We start from the raw sequence: 17525 nt of genomic DNA, 5'->3' as shown, positions 1-17525 counted from the left end.
TATTCGTCGTTAGAAAACAATTATTATGACATTATTTCAATGAGTTATCTATTTTTGTCGTGTACAGAGGGATAGTTATATCTCTTTAACTTTTAAATGCTTTGAAATAACCAAATTTTGAGTAAGAGCAAGGCAAGAAGCGGCTTCCAGATACATTTTCACCAAAGTCTTGGGCGCTATAACTGCACTATACTCGAAGCACATTCGATCCTTCTCAGGTTTTGTTAAAGGCTAGATAATTATTCTCAAAGAATGAATTGAATGTGGTAATTCAGACTTATTTCACTGAATACCAGTATAAATAAATTATCTATTAACAGTTCAGGGATAGGTCGGATTGAAAGGTTAGAATAGTGCAGGAGGCGATGGCCAGCGGTGGAGCAATGATCGCTAATGATCATGGATGTACTTGTTTACAGCTGCAACATGATCGGAAAAGTTGGCTGAGTAGGTTGGGATAGTAGTAAGAATTCATCTGTTAGATGTTTGAATTAGGCGATTTATAACGATTACAGAAGGATGCAGGTATTAAGAAACTAAAAAAGGTGAATAGCGATTATCTCATGCGTCAATTTGAACAAGCTCTATTTTTCAGTCGTACAAAACCTGAAATGCAGGGCATAAAACAATAAGAGCTCTACAATGAAATTTCAGAATGCAAAATTAAAGTTTTTAGAAATTGATTTAAAAGGCTGTATTTATCTTAATCATTTTTCACATTCAGAACGCATTGCGGCTTTTTTTAAAATCATTAGCCGGTTAGGTAATGGCGTATTCTGGTATTTGATGCTGATTACCGTCTGGCTGATTCAGGGCCTGATGTATACCTTACAGATTGTTTATCTGGTGTTTGGCAGTATGGTTGGAACCCTGATTTATAAACTATTAAAAACCAAGACCGTACGGCCACGTCCTTATCAGGTGCATCAGGTTGTTCGGCTCTGTGAGCATCCGCTGGATCATTTTAGTTTTCCTTCGGGACATACCTTGCATGCAGTGATGGTCACAATCGTACTGGGTTATATCGTGCCTTTTTTGCTGTTTTTAATGTTGCCATTTGCCATTCTGGTCGCAATCTCAAGAATGGTCTTGGGTCTGCATTATCCAAGTGATGTGGCGGTAGGGGCCATATTGGGCGCTCTGGTGGCGACCATGATTGTATTTACGGCACCTTTTTTTAATATCATGTTGTAAAAAATTACGAGATGATCTGGCAAAAGCTCGCAGAAATTTGCAGATTTGCTAAAGTACTACATCACAGTAAATAGGCTTAGGAATAGACATGGGTTTACGTTGGACTGATACCCTCGATATCGCGATTGAATTGTATGAAGCGCATCCAGACGTGGATCCGCAATGGGTTCGCTTTACTGACCTGCATGCCTGGGTATGTGCACTTCCTGATTTTGAAGATGAACCAACCAAATCAACCGAAGGGCTTCTGGAAGCCATTCAAATGGCATGGATTGACGAAGCACGTTAATTGCCAATTGAAAAAAGCAATTTTTTTACAGTTTAAAGGCAGAAAAAAGTCCATTATTCGGTATAATGCGGCAAATTTTCATGTCAACAATTGACTTAAGGAGCCAATCATGGCTATTGAACGTACATTATCTATCGTAAAACCAGACGCAGTTGCTAAAAACCACATTGGTGACATCTTTGCTCGTTTCGAAAAAGCAGGTCTTAAAATCGTTGCGACTAAAATGAAACACCTGACTCAAGCTGAAGCTGAAGGCTTCTACGCTGAGCACAAAGAACGTGGTTTCTTCGGTGACCTAGTTGCATTCATGACTTCTGGCCCAGTTGTTGTTTCAGTTCTTGAAGGCGAAAACGCTGTTCTTGCTCACCGTGACATCCTTGGCGCGACTAACCCTAAAGAAGCTGCTCCTGGTACAATCCGTGCAGACTTCGCTGTAAGCATCGACGAAAACGCTGCTCACGGTTCTGACTCTGTAGCATCTGCTGACCGCGAAATTAACTACTTCTTCGCGCAAACTGAGATTGCTCCACGTACTCGTTAATACGCAGTATTCAAACCAGATAAGTGTTATTATACTTATCTGGTTTTTTTATTCTCTGAATAATTCTTTGCTCAGATATTGAGCTTCTCCTTTCATCTTTAGACATGGTTTAGGTATACACATGAGTACTGAAGTGGTCGCTACATCAGCAGTTTCTGATGCACAGCAACAATCTCCGTCCACTCCTGCACAGCAAAATTCTGTGGAAAAAGTGAACTTACTAGGCATGTCACGTCCGCAAATGGAAAAATTCTTCGAAGATATGGGCGAGAAGAAGTTCCGTGCCGGTCAGGTGATGAAATGGATTCATCAGTATTTCGTGACTGATTTTGCCGAGATGACCAATATCTCGAGCAAGCTGCGTGAAAAACTGGAAAAGATTTGTGAAATTAAAGCGCCAGAAGTGGTGCATAAAAACTATTCCAAAGACGGTACCCGTAAATGGGTGTTCCGTGTCGGTGATGGTGACGGCTCTCTGGTTGAAACTGTCCTGATTCCCGCAGAAGACAAAACTGGCTCACGTAAGACCCTGTGTATTTCTTCACAAGTGGGCTGTGCTCTGGACTGTTCATTCTGTTCAACCGGTAAGCAAGGTTTCCAGCGTGACCTGACTCAAGCTGAAATCATCGGTCAGTTGTGGATGGCCAACTATTCCTATATGGAAGAAGTGCCTGTGGCTGAGCGTGAGCGTTCAGTGACCAATGTGGTGATGATGGGCATGGGCGAGCCATTGCTGAACTATGACGCTGTATTAAATTCCATGCGCATTATGCTGGACGATTTTGCTTATGGCATGTCTAAACGCCGCGTGACGCTTTCAACGTCTGGTGTCGTGCCGAAAATTGACCAGTTGGCACAAGATATTGATGTGGCTTTGGCGATCTCATTACACGCAACCAATGATGAACTGCGTAATGAACTGGTGCCAATCAATAAAAAATATCCGCTAGAGCAGCTTATTGCCGCTTGTCAGCGTTATATCACTAAAGATGGTAATGAAAGTGCGCGTAAGCACGTAACCATCGAATACGTAATGCTGGATGGCGTAAATGACAAGCCTGAACATGCTCAGCAGATGATCAAGCTGCTCAAAGATCTGCCAAGCAAGATTAACCTGATTCCATTTAACCCATTCCCGCATGCGCCATATGGCCGTTCAAGCCGTAACCGGATTATTTCTTTCCAAAAAACTTTGTCTGATGCCGGTTTTGTGTGTACGATTCGTCAGACACGTGGGGATGATATCGACGCTGCGTGTGGACAACTGGTAGGACAAGTCGCTGACCGTACCCGTCGTGCGGAACAGTGGAAAAAGAAAATTGCGCAGTCCAACGAGATTATGCGCTCACAAGGATAACAAGAGGTCGCCAATTGAGTAATCTGACATCTAAACTTGCTTTGGTTTCAGTAGTATGTGGGTCTTTGGTTTTAACTGCGTGTCAAACGCCAGATCTGGGTCAGAAGGACCCGGAAAAAGCCACCAAGGTTCGTACTCAGTTGGCGGTTGAATATCTTAAAAACGGTGATCTGGATTCAGCTAAACGTGCGCTGGATCAGGCACTGGAAACTAATCCGCGTGATTCGCAAGCCAATATGATGATGGGCGTGCTGCTTCAGCAGGAAGGCAGCAAACCTAATCTTGAAAAGGCCGAAGGTTATTTCAAGCGTGCAATTTCGGCAGATCCAAAAAATGCCCAGGCACGAAATAACTACGGCACCTATTTATATCAGCTTGAGCGCTATAAAGATGCGATCGAGCAGTTCGAAATTGCCGGCGCAACTTTAGGTTATGACCAGCGATTTCGTGCCCTTGAAAATATGGGACGGATTTACCTGAAACAGGGTGATTTGGTGAATGCTGAAAAATCATTCAAACAGGCACTACAGGCTAATCGCGCTTCGTATATATCAATGTTAGAGTTGGCAGAAATTTTTTATCTGAACCAGCAGTTCCCGGCCGCGACTCAAATGTATGAACAGTTTGTACGTGGCGTGGGGCAGAAAAACCAGAGTGCCCGTGCGCTCTGGATTGGCATTCGCACTGCGCGTGCCAGTGGCGATCAGTTAGGCATGCAGGTATTGGTCAATCAATTACGTGCATTGTTCCCTGAAAGCCCGGAATACCAACGTTATTTGCAATTACAGTACAGTACTGAGGCCGTATGGAAGTAAATCCTAATTCAGATTCGAATAATTCGAGCGTAGCTCCAAACGCGTTAGGAAATGTTCAGCGTCCAGGCGAGTACTTACGCAAGATTCGTATTAATCAACAACGTGAGCTTGAAGATGTTGCCAAAGAACTCAATATTCCGGTAAAGACCCTGAATGCCTTGGAAAAGGATGATTATAAATCCTTGCCTGAAGCGACCTTTATCAAGGGCTATTACCGCACCTATGCCAAATATCTCGGTGTCGATGCTTCTAGCCTGATTCAGCGTTTTGATGAAATTTATGCCAATGATACCGGTATGGTTGCAACGCATGCCCTGAAAGATTCTCCAATCAAGATCATGGGTAAATTACCAGGTTCAAAGCGTGATCGTAACCGTAAATGGTTAAAGCGTGGCCTGATTGCACTGGTTGTAGTACTGATCTTGGGTGCACTGGTGGCCATGATCCAGAACTGGTCAGAGAGCAGCGAGAATAGTGCTGAAGTTGCTGACACCTCTTCTGATGTTGAGATTTTAAATCTGGATGCCGGTGCTGCCATGTCCGGTGATCAGCTCAAGCTTGATTTTAGCCGTCCGACCTCTGTGCATATTGTAGATGCAGGCGGTAACGTACTGGCCACTGGCCGTCAAGCATCTACTTTAGAGCTGAACGGTGAAGCGCCATTCCAGATCCGACTGGATGATGCGACAGCAGTATCACTCAGTTTAAATAATGAAAGTATTGCATTGTCACCTTATACGGTTAACGGAAAAGCAGATTTCCGTTTATCACGTTAATGGTGAGCAGATAGGGCGAAATCATGATCGTAAATCCAATTCAGCGCCGTCCAACACGTAAAATCCGTGTCGGTTCTGTCTATGTCGGTGGTGATGCACCGATCACTGTTCAGTCAATGACCAATACTGAAACCTGCAATGTCGCAGCAACTGTTGCTCAAATTCAGCGTTGTGTGGATGCAGGCGCAGACATCATGCGTGTCTCTGTTCCAAGTATGGAAGCAGCGGCCGCATTTGGTGAAATTCGTAAGCAAGTTGACGTACCACTGGTCGCAGATATTCACTTCGACTATAAAATTGCGCTGGCTGTTGCTGATCTGGGTGCAGACTGTCTGCGTATTAACCCGGGGAATATCGGTTCGGAAGCCAAGATTCGTGAAGTCGTGGCAGCAGCACGTCATAACGACATTTCTATGCGGATTGGCGTGAATGCCGGTTCACTGGAAAAAGATATCCAGAAAAAATATGGCGAGCCAACAGGTGAAGCATTGCTGGAATCCGCGATGCGTCATATCGACATTCTAGATCGTCTGAATTTCCATGAATTTAAAGTATCGGTTAAAGCTTCAAATGTGTTTTTGACTATGGATGCTTATCGTCTGCTGTCTAAACAGATTGATAATCCATTGCATCTCGGTGTGACTGAAGCAGGCGTATATCGTACCGGTTCAGTAAAATCAGCGATTGCTTTGGGTGGTCTGCTGATGGAAGGCATTGGCGATACCATGCGTATTTCTCTGGCAGCTGAGCCTGAAGAAGAAATCAAGATCGGTTTTGATATCCTGAAATCGCTGGGTCTTCGTTCTAACGGAATTAATTTCATTGCCTGCCCAAGCTGTTCACGTCAGGAATTTAACGTGATTAAAGTGATGCAGACCCTGGAAGAGCGTCTGGAAGATGTTCGCGTGCCGATGGATGTGTCTGTGATTGGCTGTAAAGTGAATGGTCCGGGCGAGGCCAAAGAAGCCGATATTGGTGTAGTAGGTGCAAGTCCGCGCTCACTGGTGTATCGTAATGGTGAAAAGAGCCATTTAATCGATACCAATCAACTGGTTGATGAAATCGAATCAATGGTTCGTCAACGTGTTTCCGAGCTTGAAGAAGCCAAATCAAAAGAAATTATTCGCACAAGTTTTTCTGAGTAGATCATGAGTTCAATCGTCGCAATCAAAGGTTTTAATGACATTCTCCCAACGCAAACCCCAGCTTGGAGACGTCTTGAACAGCATCTGTCAGGTCTGATGGATGCCTATGGCTATCAACAGATCCGTTTGCCGATGGTTGAACAGACCAATCTGTTTAAACGTTCGATCGGTGATGCCACAGATATCGTTGAAAAAGAAATGTACACCTTCCTGGACAAAGGTAATCCGCCTGAGTCTCTGACTTTACGTCCTGAAGGAACGGCGGGCTGTGTACGTGCGATGCTGGAACATAACCTGCTTCGTGGTGCAACACCGAAAGTGTGGTATATCGGACCGATGTTCCGTTATGAAAAACCGCAAAAAGGCCGTTATCGTCAGTTCCACCAGTTTGGTGTGGAAACCTTTGGTGTGGCAACACCTGATCAAGATGCAGAGCTGATTCTGATGACTGCGCGCCTTTGGAAACGTATGGGCGTTGCTGACAAAGTTCAACTTGAACTGAATACACTGGGCGAGTCTGATGAACGTGCGGCGTATCGTGCGGCACTGGTAGAGTTCCTGCAAGCGCATAAAGCGGATCTGGATGAAGATTCTCAGCGCCGTCTGACGACTAATCCACTGCGTATTTTGGATTCGAAAGATGCCAAAACTCAAAGTATCCTAGAAAATGCGCCAAAACTTCATGACTTTATGGGTGAAGAAACACTGGCACACTTTAACCAGTTGCAACAGTATTTGTCAGATGCCGGTATTAGCTTCGTCATCAATCAGAAACTGGTACGTGGTCTGGACTACTACAACAAAACCGTATTTGAATGGACTACGACTCATTTAGGTTCACAAGGTACTGTGTGTGCCGGTGGTCGTTATGATGGCTTGGTCGGTCAATTGAAAGGCAAAGCGGATCAATCTGTGCCTGCAGTTGGTTTCGCAATGGGGATGGAGCGATTATTGCTTCTGCTGGAACAGGTGGGAGACAATACGCCAGTACGTGATTGCGAAGTATTCCTGGTTGCCGATCCTGCTTCTCAGGGTAAAGCGTTGGTATTGGCCGAACAGATTCGTGATCAATTGGAAGCTGCAGGCAGTAATATTCGTCTGAAAGTCGGCTCACAAGGTTCAATGAAGTCGCAAATGAAAAAAGCCGATCAGGCCGGTGCTTTATATGCGGCCATTATCGGTGAGCGTGAACTTGAAGCACAAAGCTTTACGGTGAAAGAGCTGGCGACTGCAGAGCAATCTACTGTGCCATTTGCTGACTTTGTCGCATTTTTCAGTACTAAAATTTCTTCAAAATAATCGATAAAACATTAGGAAAAAGGTAATCGCATGAGTGCAATGACTGATGATGAACAACTTGAAAGTTTAAAATCCTTCACGAAGAAATATGGTTCTTCGATCATTATCGGGATTCTGGTTGCGCTGATTGCCTTTTTCGGATGGGAATATTGGCAGAAGAAAAACCTGGCGGAATCGCAAATGCAGACTGCCAAGGTTCAGCAACTGATGGATGAAGCGCAGGCCGCTGACGGTGATGCTTTTGCCAAGCTGTCTGAAACTGCAGACAAAATTGTTAAAGAAGCACCGGATTCGGCCCAAGCGATTCAAACCCAGTTGGTCATGGCGAAACTGGCTTATGACAAGCAGGATTATGCTGCTGCTGAGAAAGCACTACAAAAAGTTGAAAACTCTAAAGTTGATGATAAAGGCTTGGTTCAGGTCGTTAAATTGCGTCTGGCTTATGCACAATTAGCACAGAAAAAATATGATGCAGCCCTGAAAACTTTAGATGCAGTCACTGAACCGGCATTTAAAGCAACCGCTGATGAAGCACGTGGCGATATCTATGTTGCCAAAAATGATATTGAAAATGCCAAAAAAGTATATCAAAGTGCATGGGATGCTTTGATTGAACGTAAAGAAGAACGTCAAATTTTACAAATTAAGCTCGAAAGCGTAGGCGTGTTGGTCGATGACCCGGAAATCGAACGCCCAATTATAGAAACACAAGTGGAAGAAGCTGAATGAACAGAACATATAAAATCACCTGTGCTTTAACTGTTTTAACTCTTGCACTCGCTGGCTGTGCGGGTAAGACCAATAAAGTACCAGAAGTAAAACCGAATCCACTTCCAAAAATCAGTCAGACTAAAACACTTGTTCCTGTATTTTCGACCAGTGTTTCTTCAACAGAGAAGGCTGATCCGCTACGTTTACGTCTGGATGCGGATAACGGAGTCGTATTTGCGATCGACCCTAAGGGTGAAGTCACTGCTTTTAATGGCAAGCAGCGCCTGTGGCAGAAAAAAGTCAGCAAAGATACTTTAAGCTCTGGCGTTGAAGCCGCTGATGGGATCGTGGTGGTTGGCAGTAATAAAGGCCAACTGATCGCACTAGATCAGCAGACTGGCGAACAACGCTGGACTGCACAATTGACTGGTGCCATTTTGGCGCCTTCACTGGTTCATGCAGGTCGCGTAATTACTGTTACTAATGATGGTACTGTATATGCCCACGAAGTGGCTTCAGGCGCTCAGGTATGGACCTACGATTTACCGAATGTCCAGTTTAGCCTGCGTGGCATGGCGGCTCCGGTGCCTTTAGATGCACGTAATGTATTGATTGCGACTTCAAATGCTTATATTTATGCAATCGATGCCCTAAGTGGTGTGCCTAAATTGCAGCGCCGTGTTGCGATTTCTGATGGTCGTTCAGACATTCAGCGTTTGATCGATATTGATGGTGATCCTGTCGTAGCAGGTCAGTTTATTGTGACCACCAGCTATCAAGGTCAGGTGACTGTATTTGATCTGGCTTCACAACAGGTAATCTGGAGTGAAGATGCTAGCAGTATCCAGCGACCGGAAGTGGTTGGTAATGGCGTGTTTGTTGCCCAAACCGATGGTAAAATCAGCGCTTATGAAATTACCACTGGTCAGCCTTTATGGGAAAATGATCAGTTGTTGAATCGTCAGCTGAGCAATCCGGTAATGCTGGGAACTGAACTTGTCGTAGGTGATCTGGACGGAGTATTGCACCTGCTGGATCCGTCAACAGGGCAGATTATTGGCCGTGCTAAAACTTCTGGTGAAGTGCGTCATTTACGCGTAATTGACAACCAGCTCTATGTTTCTACACGCAAGGGTGCATTAAGCATCTGGCAGAATCGTTAATTTTTGTTTGGCTTATGCTAAAATAAGCCAACCGTATTTTTTACGCGGGGTGATTGAATGTTCAATGCCCCGTGTTTTTATTTATTTTAGGCTTTAATCCTATTCCCTTTTTCTTCCAAAACTTTCTGATGTTCAGGCCATTTTTAGACAGCCTGATATTGAATAAAGGTTAATCTATGAAACCCGTAATTGCGCTCATTGGTCGTCCGAACGTCGGAAAATCAACTCTGTTTAACCAGATAACCAAGAGCCGTGACGCATTGGTGGCAGACTTTGCAGGTCTGACACGCGACCGTAAATATGGTGATGCGATCTATCAAAACAAATCTTTCATTGTCGTGGATACTGGTGGTATCGGTGAAAATGAAGGCGGTATTGACTCCTACATGGCTGAGCAGTCTAAAACTGCAATCCATGAAGCTGACATGATCATTTTTGTGGTCGATGCGCGTGCCGGACTGCTGGCATCTGATGAACAGATCGCTCGTGAACTGCGTACTTTGGGCAAGAAAGTTTTCCTTGTAGCTAACAAAGTTGATGGTGTACATGCTGAAGCTGCTCTGGTTGAGTTTTATAAACTCGGTATGGGTGAGCCTATGCAGGTTGCTGCTAGCCACGGCCGTGGCGTACAGCAAATGCTGGAAGAAGTACTTGAAGATGTGCCTGAAGATGAAAGTCCGGAAGAACATGACAAGAATACTGGTCTACGTCTTGCAATTATTGGTCGTCCAAACGTAGGTAAATCGACACTGGTAAACCGTCTATTGGGTGAAGAGCGTGTTGTAGCGTTTGACCAGCCAGGAACGACGCGTGACTCAATCTATATTCCTTTTGAGCGTGATGGTCGTCAATACACCCTGATTGATACCGCTGGGGTACGCCGTAAAGGTAAGGTTGATGAAATGATTGAGAAATTCTCAATCGTGAAAACCTTGCAGGCGATGAAAGATGCGCACGTAGTGGTGATCGTGGTGGATGCCCGTGAAGGTATTGTAGAGCAGGATTTGCACCTGATCGGTTATGCATTGGAAGCTGGCCGTGCCATGGTGATTGCGATCAATAAATGGGACAACATGTCCGAATATGATCGTAAACAATGTAAGCTCGATGTGGAGCGTCGTTTTGACTTTATTCCTTGGGCGAAAATCCATTTGATTTCTGCGCTACACGGTACAGGTGTCGGTGAGATGTATCCATCGATTCACCGTGCTTATGATTCTTCACATCTGAAAGTATCACCAGCAAAGTTGACCCAGATCCTGAATGATGCCACTGAAGCGCACCAACCGCCTACTGTACAAGGTCGTCGCATCAAGATGCGTTATGCGCATATGGGCGGACAGAATCCACCGACTATCGTGGTTCATGGTAATAAGGTAGATAAGACCCCTGCGGACTATCGCCGTTACTTGGAAAACGTATTCCGTAAAGTGTACAAACTTGAAGGTACACCAGTAAAAATTGAATTTAAAACCTCAGAAAACCCATTTGAAGGTCGCAAGTCACAGCTGGATGAACGTACTGCTGCGCGTCGCCGTCGTTATGTACAGAAATTCAAGAAAGCCGAGAAAAAATTTAAACGTGGTTAATTGCCATATTTAAATAACAAAGCCTGCGAAAGCAGGCTTTGTTATTTATTCATTTTTTAGATTGAGCATTTTTTTGCTTTTTGATAAATACGGATATTTTCAAGATTAGCTAAAGCTACGTCAGCATCGGCTTGAGACGCGGCAATATTATTTTGATTATTATTGCCAGTAAAAGCATTGGTAATTTCAGTTGCGCGCGCAACTGTTTGTGATTGACCTGCAAAAGCAGATAGTGCACCACTTGCAATACCTGCCAATTTAGAAACAGGATTATTGGCTTGAGCATTCGCTTGGTTGAGTGCATTTTGACTTGCTTCTAAGGTGCGTTCAAAACTGCGTGCTTCTACTGCCAAATCTGTACAATCTAAACCTTTTAAGTATGTTGTTGAGTAGACACCGTTATTTTGATTTGAAGCATTATTATAATTAGAAGCATAAGCACGATCTGCACGTGCAACAGCAGCATTCGCCTGTGTGCGGCTACGCTCCATATTTGCTTCAGCCTGATCCATGATTGCGCCGTTTCTAGCTCCCATCACTGCAGTAGCAGCTTCTAGCCAGGAGCCAGCTTGCGTTGAAAATGATAGTGCAGCAATTGTCGTACTGAATATGATTCGCTTAAACATATGACCCTCTATTTTTCTATGTATAAAATTGTAGTTGGATTGTAACTATTTTTTATTCGATTAAAAATAGCTTGAAAGCTCAATTATTTATTATGGCTGATAGTATATTTGATTGTTTTATTTAAGTTTTATTAAAATATATTTTAAGATATTACCTATAGTTTGTCAGAGAGGCAATCAGGTTGATTTATACTGAAGGCTCTAAAAGTAACATTTTTTATCCGTTGGAGCGTAAAACCTCGGGGTTCAGCCCATAGGTATCTACACAATTTCCGAGCTTTGCGTTAAATTGAAGAGCATGCTCTTCAATTTAACATCTCTGGTCTGGATCAGCGTCTTGTCAAACGCTATAACGGCCTTGTAAAACTCAATATGAATCCTCTTGCTTCACTTGCTCCCGCAATAAAAGACCTAGCCTCTACCCAAAAGTCGAGTTTCTCAACTACACAGGCAGTTTGGCGATTCCTGAATAATGATAAAATCTCTTTTAGTCAATTAAACCAGCCGATTAAGCTTCTTGCATGCGAACAGATCAAGACATCATCGCATCAGTATGCATTAATCGTTCATGACTGGTCTCAGCTGCAGTATGTAAAGCACAATCATAAGGTTCAGCGTCTTCAAAGAACACAGGCGAATTCAGGCTATGAATTGCAAAGCAGTTTACTTGTCGATGCGTCATCAGGGCTCCCGATTGCGCCATTAGCTCAGACGCTAACAGATGCATCCGGCTGTTACTCTACATTCAGTGAACAATACAGCGAGCGCAAGTCCCATTTGGACTCACTCGCAGAACAAATTAAAACGATTGAACAGTATCCGATTGAGAAAACAAAAGTCCATATCATTGACCGTGAAGGAGACTCAATTGCCCACTTGAGGGAAATCAGCAGCCATGGTTTTAAATGGTTGATCCGGGCCAAAGAAAGCCATCGGATTGAGCATCAAAGGGAAATCTACAAAGTTGCAGAAGCCGCAGAAAAAGTAGTAACTCAGCAGGTTAAGCCGATTGCTTATAAAGGAAACCGGCATATGCTGCATGTTGGAGAAACCGATATTCGGATAACGCGTGCAGCAAAGCCGAAGAGAAAAGATGATTCAGGCCAACGGGTTGCTCCCCAGCCAGGCAAGGCGGTTACAGCCAGATTAATTGTTGCTGTGGTGAAAGATGCTCAAGGTAAAGCAGTCGCGAGATGGTCACTGATCAGCAATGTTTCTTCAGAAATTGATGCGGTTGAATTAACCACCTGGTATTACTGGCGCTGGACAATTGAGTGCTATTTCAAGCTTATCAAGCAGGCAGGCCATGACGTTGAATCATGGCTTCAAACCACACCTACAGCGATTTTAAGACGGCTCCTGATCAGCAATGGCGTGTGTGCTGACTTGGCGAATACAGCGTTCTGAAGATGAACAAAATCAAAAAATTCGTATATTTCTGACCCGTCTTTCAGGCCGACAGCAGAAGAGAGGTAAGTTGGAAAGTGCACCTGCAATATTGGCAGGACTTTCGATTTTACTGAACACTCTTCAACTGCTCTCAGAATATTCAATAGATGAACTGAATGAAATCGCAACAATTGCATTAGGTACCTCAAGATGTGTAGATACCTATGGGTTCAGCCCGAGGATATAAGCGACTGGTGTAAGCCATTAATGCGGTGTTTGCTGTTGCTGAATATAGTGTTTAATAATTCCGATTGGCGCACCTCCGCATGACGCAGCGAAGTAACTTGGAGACCACAGGGCATTGCCCCATAATTTGCTCTTAATTTCAGGATGCTTAGTGCGTAGAATGCGACTAGACGCACCTTTTAAGCTATTCACTAAACTAGAAATAGCGACTTTAGGTGGATAATTGACGAGCAAATGTACATGATCATGTTCACCGTCAAATTCTATCAATTCAGCTTCAAAGTCTAAGCAGACACGTTCAAATACTTCACGCATCGTTTCAAGCATGGCATTGGTGAAAACATCTCTACGATATTTCGCCACAAATACCAAGTGAACGTGCATATTAAAAACACAGTGACGACCTGTTCTAATTTCTTGACTATTGTTCATAGACTAAATATATTCTAATGATGAAAACACTTAAATTACGTATAAGAGACAAACATTGCAAGGTGCTAGACCAATTAGCATTTGAGGTGAATTTTGTTTGGAATTATGTGAATGATTTAGGATTTAAACATCTCAAGCGTAAGGGTGAATTTCTATCGGCATATGATATTGCAGAATACACCAAAGGTACTTCTAAAGAATGCAACCTGCATAGTCAAACTGTTCAAGCCATTACAGAAGAACTTATTACCCGAAGAAAGCAATTTAAAAAAGCAAAGCTGAAATGGCGTGTAAGCAACAAAAAATCAGCAAGACGATCTTTGGGTTGGATACCATTTAAAAAATCAGGATTCAAGTATGCCGATGGCTGGGTTGAGTACAGGAAAACTAAATTCAACTTATGGGACAGTTATGGTATAGGCAAATACAAGGTTAAAACTGGCTCATTTGTTGAAGATAGTCGTGGGCGCTGGTATGTGTGCCTCGTGGTTGAATCACCTAAACAAGAAAAACCAATAGCAACCAAAGCCATAGGCATTGATTTAGGTTTAAAAGATATTGCTACCTGCTCTGATGGCACAGTGATCACAAACCCTAAATTCTATCGGAAGTATGAGCAGAAATTAGGGATTGCTCAACGATCAAGGAATAAAAAGCGTGTTCGTGCATTACACGCTAAGATTGCAAATTGTCGTAAAGATCATTTGCACAAAGCAAGCACCATGCTTGTAAAAAACAATGCACTAATTGTTGTGGGTGACTTAAGTGCCAGGAAACTAATCAAAACTAAAATGGCAAAGTCTGTTTTAGATACAGGGTTTTCGGCACTAAAAACATTGCTCAAGTATAAATGCGAGAACGCAGGGGTATTGTTTGAGGAAGTCAATGAAGCCTATACCACCCAAATCTGTTCGTGCTGTGGTGAGATCACCTCAAGTAGTCCGAAAGGTAGGACGGGTCTTGGAATAAGAGAATGGGAGTGCGTGAGTTGCGGTACAGCTCACGATAGAGATAGAAACTCAGCTCTAAATATTCTTGCGCTCGGGCATGAGCGTCTAGCAGTAGGAATCACCCTCCTTTAGGTGGGTGAGGATGTCAAAAGGGCGACTATTTTTGAAGTCTATTATTCATATTGATTGGATCGCGCTGGCACCACGACTTAGGCATTTACAAGACTTAGATCGGAAAACTTATATTCAGCAGCGTAAACAATTAATTTATAGCTATCGTAATCAGTTACTTTCAGATCAACTCAATCAACCGGTCCAGTCTTCAAATTTTGCTGCCACCGAATACGGCAAACCCTATCTTCCAGCCCATCCAGACTTTGGCTTTAATCATACGCATAGCCAGAATTTTTATGCATTAGCAACAAGCAAACATATTCAGAATTTGGGAATTGATATTGAAGAGCTGAATCGAAAAGTAAGATTTGAATCTATGACTCAGCATGCTTTTCATCCTGAAGAGCTGAAGCAGTGGCAGGCATTAGATTATGATCCTGAATACTGGTTTAAAGTCTGGACCACCAAAGAGGCAGTCCTAAAAGCGTCAGGACTTGGAATCCGGATGAATCTGAATGAGCTGAATACCCAGATTCATCCACATCAGGATGGGGGACGTTGTGAACATCCAGAAATTGGAATTTATGCCTATCAAAATTATATCTTAGCGGGTTGCATGCTCACTGTGGCCTGGCAAAGTGAGCATTCCTGTAAAGGTTTAAGATTTCCAGCGATCCAGATTCATCAAGCTGTTTGAAAGTAGAGTAAGCCCAAAATATTTCTTATTGTTTGGCAATCATTAAATTACTCAGCCGGTTAACGAACTGTGTGCTCATTCGAGATAAGTGGAATAAAAACTTGCTCTTGAATCCGACCGGATGATGCGTCACTTGCCAGATTGAATCTTTTAGCTGTGCCAATTTGAAAATATCTTGTGCAACATCCTCAGCTTTCAAATGTACGCCCATTTTTTTGATACTTTCAGCCTGCATATCTTTCACCATTGCGGTGCTAACAAAAAGCGGCATCACATCGAATACCCGAATGCCATATTTTTGCCATTCGATATCTAGTCCTTCAGTCAAACCACGAACCGCAAATTTGCTGGTTGCATAGGAAGCTAGATCCGCTTGGCCGTAAATCGCCGATGCTGAAGACAGGTTAATGACCCGGGCAAAGGAAGCCTGCTGTAAATAGGGTAAAGCAGCATGACAGCCATTCAGGACACCTTTGATATTCACGTCAAGGGTGCGATGGTGATTGGTAATATTGGTTTCTTCAAAAGGACCGGAATATAAAATTCCGGCATTATTTACCAGAATATTGATTTCACCGGCCCAAGATGCGAATTCAGATAGAGCGGCTTCCCATGAAGCATAATCGGTTACATCCAGAAAGCCGGCTTTGGCATGCTCACCGAGTTGCTGGGCCAATTGTTCTGCCTGCTCAAGATTAATATCATAAATTCCGACTTTATAACCTTGTTGGTAAAATAGCTTGGCTGTCGCGGCCCCAATTCCTTGTGCTGCACCACTAATCAATATACTGTGCATGTGCTTGATCTCTTTATTGTCTTTTTTTCTTGAGCATAGCAAGAAACAGGCAAAATAATGCGGCTATTTGGTAAAGAAGAGGTTTTACAGTGGAACAATTACTCCAAGTCATGCGTGAGTTACGTGAAAAATGTCCATGGGATCAGCAGCAGACTCCCGAATCTCTGACCAAATATGCGATTGAGGAAGCCTATGAGGTTGAAGCAGCGGTGCGCTCTGGCCAAACCAATGAAGTGCGGGATGAGTTGGGTGATTTGCTGTTACAGGTCGTGTTTCAGTCGCAAATGTATAGCGAGCAGGGCGCTTTTGATTTTCAGGATGTAGTTCAGGCGATTACGGATAAGCTGATTCGTCGTCATCCGCATGTATTTAAGGCTGAACAGTTTGCACAGCTGAGTCCTGAAGATGTCTCGGTGCTCTGGAAAGAAATCAAGCAGAAAGAAAAACAGGGTAAACCACGTTCACGTTTGGATGAGGTTAAGCATGCACCCGCACTGCAACAGGCGGATGAGATTCAGAAAAATGTCGCCAAAATCGGTTTTGATTTTCCAGATGTCGCGGGTGCCTATGGCAAGCTGGAAGAAGAACTGGCTGAGCTAAGAGAAGCCGTTGCTGGACAAAATTCCGATGAAATACTCGAAGAATTTGGCGACTGCTTATTTTCACTGGTGAACGTTGGTCGTAAACTTGGTGTCTCAAGCGAGATGGCATTATTGGGCATGATCCATAAATTCCGGACCCGCTTTGCCCTGATGGAAGATCGGGCAGAACAACAGCAACTCAATCTGGAAAGCCTGTCAGTGACTGAATTGGATCAGCTCTGGGAACAGGCCAAATTAGAATTAAAACAAAGAGCCGCTCATGAACAAAGTACAACATCGCATAGGTCCAGCATGGATTAATACTGTCCTGCTAGGCATTTGGCTGACCTATACTTCAATTGGAACAGTACACGCAACTGCAACCGATTATGCAGAATGGAAAGTACGTCAGCAGCAACATGATGCACGCCTGAAGAAGAAAGTTGCTGCTACATCACCTTCTGAAAACAACCATTATCTGGCTAAACCTGCATTATCCGCCTCTTCAGCTGCTGATAAAATCAGTCTGGACCAGGCCAGTATTGAACAGTTACAGCAGTTAAATGGCATCGGGCAGAAGAAAGCGGAAGCGATCATTGAATACCGGCAGAAAAACGGTAAATTTAAAACAATTGAAGATATTCAACAGGTCAAAGGGATCGGACCGGCCTTATTTGCTAAAAACAAGGATAAACTGGCTTTGTAACCCTGCTGAATTTATTGTAAATAAGCCATCCATCTGAACCATGAGAATGACATAATCAAATTGCCCTTTAGCGGTGTAAGCGATATGATTAGCGTCATCTTAGAATTTT

18 protein-coding genes and 1 pseudogene are annotated in these 17525 nt (G+C 43.5%); 16 read left to right on the top strand and 3 right to left on the bottom strand.

Annotated features, from left to right (window positions below):
• Positions 1 to 642: 642 nt before the first annotated feature.
• The 11 genes from C3F22_RS11940 (at position 643) to der (ending at position 10879) form a co-directional block, all read left to right on the top strand.
• Positions 643 to 1194, top strand: coding sequence for a phosphatase PAP2 family protein (locus C3F22_RS11940; RefSeq protein ID WP_104426616.1), 552 nt, complete (start codon positions 643 to 645; stop codon positions 1192 to 1194).
• 88 nt (positions 1195 to 1282) lie between these two features.
• Positions 1283 to 1483 carry a Fe-S cluster assembly protein IscX gene (gene iscX / locus C3F22_RS11935; RefSeq protein ID WP_104426615.1) on the top strand — a complete coding sequence of 67 codons (201 nt, stop codon included), beginning with the start codon at positions 1283 to 1285 and terminating at the stop codon, positions 1481 to 1483.
• Positions 1484 to 1592: 109 nt separating this feature from the next.
• Positions 1593 to 2024: a nucleoside-diphosphate kinase gene (gene ndk, locus C3F22_RS11930; RefSeq protein WP_004782097.1), complete on the top strand. Its 432-nt coding sequence runs from the start codon at positions 1593 to 1595 to the stop codon at positions 2022 to 2024.
• A 121-nt stretch (positions 2025 to 2145) separates the two neighbouring features.
• On the top strand, positions 2146 to 3381 hold the full coding sequence (gene rlmN / locus C3F22_RS11925; protein ID WP_104426614.1) for a 23S rRNA (adenine(2503)-C(2))-methyltransferase RlmN: 1236 nt from the start codon (positions 2146 to 2148) through the stop codon (positions 3379 to 3381).
• Between the two features lie 14 nt (positions 3382 to 3395).
• A complete protein-coding gene (gene pilW, locus C3F22_RS11920; protein WP_005232134.1) occupies positions 3396 to 4196 on the top strand; it encodes a type IV pilus biogenesis/stability protein PilW in 801 nt (266 codons plus the stop codon).
• Complete coding sequence (locus C3F22_RS11915) at positions 4187 to 4972, top strand: helix-turn-helix domain-containing protein (RefSeq protein ID WP_034703520.1); 786 nt, start codon at positions 4187 to 4189, stop codon at positions 4970 to 4972. Before pilW ends, C3F22_RS11915 begins: the two co-directional genes overlap by 10 nt.
• Before the next feature lie 23 nt (positions 4973 to 4995).
• The gene (gene ispG, locus C3F22_RS11910; protein ID WP_005232130.1) at positions 4996 to 6117 is read left to right on the top strand and encodes a flavodoxin-dependent (E)-4-hydroxy-3-methylbut-2-enyl-diphosphate synthase; all 1122 of its coding nucleotides are present in this window, start codon (positions 4996 to 4998) and stop codon (positions 6115 to 6117) included.
• A 3-nt stretch (positions 6118 to 6120) separates the two neighbouring features.
• Positions 6121 to 7416, top strand: a complete 1296-nt coding sequence (hisS, locus tag C3F22_RS11905; RefSeq protein WP_104426613.1) for a histidine--tRNA ligase — start codon at positions 6121 to 6123, stop codon at positions 7414 to 7416.
• 30 nt (positions 7417 to 7446) lie between these two features.
• Positions 7447 to 8145, top strand: coding sequence for a YfgM family protein (locus tag C3F22_RS11900; protein ID WP_005232125.1), 699 nt, complete (start codon positions 7447 to 7449; stop codon positions 8143 to 8145).
• The gene (gene bamB, locus C3F22_RS11895) at positions 8142 to 9290 is read left to right on the top strand and encodes an outer membrane protein assembly factor BamB (RefSeq protein WP_005232124.1); all 1149 of its coding nucleotides are present in this window, start codon (positions 8142 to 8144) and stop codon (positions 9288 to 9290) included. Before C3F22_RS11900 ends, bamB begins: the two co-directional genes overlap by 4 nt.
• 176 nt (positions 9291 to 9466) lie before the next feature.
• A complete protein-coding gene (gene der / locus C3F22_RS11890) occupies positions 9467 to 10879 on the top strand; it encodes a ribosome biogenesis GTPase Der (RefSeq protein ID WP_004782108.1) in 1413 nt (470 codons plus the stop codon).
• Positions 10880 to 10935: 56 nt separating this feature from the next.
• On the opposite strand, the gene C3F22_RS11885 is transcribed toward der, so the two are convergent.
• Positions 10936 to 11505, bottom strand: a complete 570-nt coding sequence (locus C3F22_RS11885) for a hypothetical protein (RefSeq protein ID WP_004782110.1) — start codon at positions 11503 to 11505, stop codon at positions 10936 to 10938.
• A 372-nt stretch (positions 11506 to 11877) separates the two neighbouring features.
• Here C3F22_RS11885 and C3F22_RS11880 point away from each other — a divergent pair.
• A pseudogene (locus C3F22_RS11880) lies at positions 11878 to 13141 on the top strand (transposase).
• Between the two features lie 17 nt (positions 13142 to 13158).
• Here C3F22_RS11880 and tnpA read toward each other — a convergent pair.
• Positions 13159 to 13572, bottom strand: coding sequence for an IS200/IS605 family transposase (tnpA, locus tag C3F22_RS11875; protein ID WP_004782114.1), 414 nt, complete (start codon positions 13570 to 13572; stop codon positions 13159 to 13161).
• Between the two features lie 20 nt (positions 13573 to 13592).
• Between tnpA and C3F22_RS11870 the strand changes: the two genes are divergently transcribed.
• Positions 13593 to 14654, top strand: coding sequence for an RNA-guided endonuclease InsQ/TnpB family protein (locus C3F22_RS11870; RefSeq protein WP_034589888.1), 1062 nt, complete (start codon positions 13593 to 13595; stop codon positions 14652 to 14654).
• A 31-nt stretch (positions 14655 to 14685) separates the two neighbouring features.
• Positions 14686 to 15333, top strand: a complete 648-nt coding sequence (locus tag C3F22_RS11865) for a 4'-phosphopantetheinyl transferase family protein (protein ID WP_228127234.1) — start codon at positions 14686 to 14688, stop codon at positions 15331 to 15333.
• 25 nt (positions 15334 to 15358) lie between these two features.
• On the opposite strand, the gene C3F22_RS11860 is transcribed toward C3F22_RS11865, so the two are convergent.
• Entirely contained in the window at positions 15359 to 16129 is a 771-nt protein-coding gene (locus C3F22_RS11860) for an SDR family oxidoreductase (protein ID WP_104426612.1), read from the bottom strand.
• An 89-nt stretch (positions 16130 to 16218) separates the two neighbouring features.
• Here C3F22_RS11860 and mazG point away from each other — a divergent pair, with 89 nt between their 5' ends.
• Entirely contained in the window at positions 16219 to 17031 is an 813-nt protein-coding gene (mazG, locus tag C3F22_RS11855) for a nucleoside triphosphate pyrophosphohydrolase (protein ID WP_004782122.1), read from the top strand.
• Positions 16991 to 17416: a ComEA family DNA-binding protein gene (locus C3F22_RS11850; protein WP_004782123.1), complete on the top strand. Its 426-nt coding sequence runs from the start codon at positions 16991 to 16993 to the stop codon at positions 17414 to 17416. The genes mazG and C3F22_RS11850 overlap by 41 nt, the downstream gene beginning before the upstream one ends.
• Positions 17417 to 17525 lie beyond the last annotated feature (109 nt).

This window comes from Acinetobacter sp. ACNIH1 (genome assembly GCF_002934695.1).
GTDB lineage: Bacteria > Pseudomonadota > Gammaproteobacteria > Pseudomonadales > Moraxellaceae > Acinetobacter > Acinetobacter variabilis.
This window is presented reverse-complemented; position numbering and strand designations above follow the sequence as displayed.